Here is a 2,913-nt window from a genome sequence, read left to right as displayed (position 1 = left end):
GTTCGCGACGAGGGGGGAGCGCCCTGCCCTGCCGGGCTGATGTCGCGAACGACGCGTTCGAGACGTTCATCGTCGCCAACGGAGCGTTCGCGACACCGCCACGGACCAGGGGAGCCAGGCCGCCGTCCTCGGCGATCATGAGCCGGGCCTCCGCGGAACGTGGACAGCCGTGTCGTCCCTCCAGGTACGCGAGTCGTCCGTCTGGGTACGCGAGTCGTCCGCTCGGGTACGCGACCTGGCCGGTCAGGTGTCGGAGCGGTCCCGCGCCTCGTGCGGGATGAGCGGGTTCTCGCCGCGTGACCTCAGCTCCTGCACGGTCCACGTGTTGCCGTCCGGATCGCTGAACCCGAAGAACGTGCTGCCGTCCCGTTCATCGAGCCTCGTGATCTCACCGGCTTCCACGCCCCGCGAGATCAGCTCGGCCCGCGCGGCCTCGGCGTCGGCGACGCACAGCTGAAGGCCGCGGATCGATCCGGGCTTCATCTCCTTGTGCGCGGGCAGGTCGCCGAGCACGATCGAGCAGCCGGACCCCGTCGGCGTCAGCTGGACGATGTGCATGTGCTCGTTCGTGACGTCGTGGTCGAGCGCGAAACCGACCTGATCCCGGTAGAAGGCGACCGCGCGGTCGATGTCGCTGACCGGGAGGATGACCACTTCGAGCGTCCAGTCCACGGCGAACCCTTTCGTGTCGGTGGTGGGCCCCATCGGCAGTCGGGAACACTACCGGCCCGCACCGGCAAAACCCGGCGGGCGCGCACAGGGGCGGAGCCGGGTGCGCGGCCCCGGCCCGAGCGCGTCGACGCACGGGTGGCCGGGGGCTTGCCGGAAAACGGGATTCGCCGACGAATAATGCGAGCACCGGAAATGTGAATACCTTACCGTTTGCGCGTGATAAATTGCTAATCATCAGCGTCTTGTGAGGGGAAAAGTACCGTTGCTGAGCCGACCGGGTGAAAACCGCTACGAGACGTTTTCACGCCGTCGGGACGCGGGCATAGTCGGCAGCGCTCCGCCCGGTGAGGGCTACAGCGAAAGCGTTGGGGTAGGGCGGATGCGGAGACTTCACGGTGATCGGAGAAGTCGGTGCGGCATCATCACGACCTGATCGTCCAATTTCGCCACAACCTCGTTCGTGACGTGCAGAAACGCGCCGTAAACGAGTCGCTTCGGGACAACCTCGCGCTGGCCACGCCGGTTACCCGGGTCGTCGCGCAGAGAATTCCGCCGTTTCAGGCGAAAGCGCACTGGGACAGTCCGGACCTCGCCATAGCGGGCGAATGCCTGCGGTTGTCCGCGAAAATCCGCGGCGGCGCCCGGCATTCCCTGAAGGGCATCAACCTGATCATGGAAGGCGCGGTCCACACCGACTGCCGCCCCGAAATCGTCTTCGCGAAGGACGGCAGGCCGGTGGCGAGGCTGACGGCGCCGCCCCTGTCCGCCCTCCGCCTGGCCGACCTGAAGCTCAGCTACCCCGGGGACGAGGACGCGCTTTCGTGGTTCGACGCCAGGTTGGAGCGGACGCTCCTGCGTCCCGTGCTCGGCAAGAAGCTGATGAAACGCCTGGCGGGCCTGCCGCTGACCTATCTGCCGGATGCGGTGCCGCCGCGGCAAGGGGCCGCGACCGTCGCGGTCGATCCGCACACGGAAACGCTCTCGCTCACCCTCGGCCGTGCCGGGCCCGCGCCGCGAGGCGGTTTCCTGTCCGACCCGGCGGCGAACTTGGCGGTGGCCTACAGCGAGACCGGGCTGAACGACGTGCTCGCCAGGCTGTGCGAGCGGGAACTCGCCAGTGGCACCACCGTCCTGGACGAGGACCTGGTCTCCTGGCGCTGGACCTGGCTCAAGGTCGCCTTCACCGCACACGAGTATCTGCACCTCTCCGGTGAGGTGCGATGCGGCGGAACGACACTGCCGGTCGACGCCACCGCGGTGTGTTCGCTGAGCTCGGCCAAGCGGCTGTCCGTCAGCTTCCGCACCCTGGCGGCGTCGTCGGCGGAGGCCGGGCTCCTCGCCGAGGCCACGGCCGAACTGCTCGGCCGCGTCTTCGCGGGGCCCGCACCGGTACTCCGGCAACGGTTCCGGGTCCCGGGTACCGCCATCGCCGTCGACGCGCCCGTCGTGGCCGTCACGGTCAAGGACAGGCACCTCGTCGCCCACTACGACGTGCCACTCGACGATCAGCGGTCCCTGCTCACCATCGACGACGCGAAGCCGAAACCCCGGATCGTCCAGCCGATCGTGCCCCGGCAGGCCGCGCCGGGCGCACCCGTCGTCGCGCACCTCGACGCCACGCTCGCGAAGCCCACCGAACCGCCCTACGACTACGTGTGGCGGACCGGCAACGGTGCCAGGCTCAAGCACGGTCACGGGCCGGTGGCGACCGTGACCTCGGCGAAGGCCCTGCTCACCGGCGGCACCGAGCCCGTCATGCCGCTGAAGCTCGCCACGGTCAGGCTCCAGGTCGTCGATCTGCTCGGCCGGGTCGGCGAAACCGAGTTCGACGCCACCTACCACCCCGCGTTTCCGTTGCGGCACAACGATGACGGCGAAGGCGCCGTCGCGAGTACACCGCCCTCCGGGCGCCGCACGGAATCGACCCGCCACGGCGGACCGACGATGCGGGGCCCGCGGGTGGTGCCCCTGTCGGCGGTCACCGCGGCTGTCATCGCGCTCGGTGGCGGCGCTGTCGGCGGCGCCGCCGGAGGACTGCTCGGCGGCAACATCGGCTACGAGCGCGGGCTGCACGACCCGGCCGCCGACCGGCGGGGAGCGGCCGGGCCACCCCGGAACACCGGGGCCCCCCGGGGGGGCGGGCGCGCCCGGGCCGCGGGGGTGCCCGGGGGGGGGGGGGTGGCGCCCACGGCGAGGGTGTCGCGGAACTCGCGGGTGAGCGTGCCGCCCTCGGCGACGCCG

General features: G+C 70.5%; 2 protein-coding genes. One reads left to right on the top strand and one right to left on the bottom strand.

Features of this window, described 5'->3' with window-relative positions; translation table 11 throughout:
- Positions 1 to 243: 243 nt before the first annotated feature.
- Positions 244 to 705, bottom strand: a complete 462-nt coding sequence (locus ACFWX1_RS47955) for a VOC family protein (RefSeq protein ID WP_378396613.1) — start codon at positions 703 to 705, stop codon at positions 244 to 246.
- 378 nt (positions 706 to 1,083) lie between these two features.
- On the opposite strand from ACFWX1_RS47955, the gene ACFWX1_RS47950 reads away from it, so the two are divergent.
- Positions 1,084 to 2,913 (top strand): hypothetical protein (locus tag ACFWX1_RS47950; protein WP_378396612.1); only part of this gene is annotated, 1,830 nt, incomplete at its 3' end.

The sequence above is a fragment of the Amycolatopsis sp. NPDC059021 genome, from assembly GCF_042739895.1.
In the GTDB taxonomy this organism is placed as follows: Bacteria; Actinomycetota; Actinomycetes; order Mycobacteriales; family Pseudonocardiaceae; genus Amycolatopsis.
The sequence above is the reverse complement of the archived record's forward strand: the minus strand, read 5'-3'. Positions and strand labels throughout refer to the sequence as shown.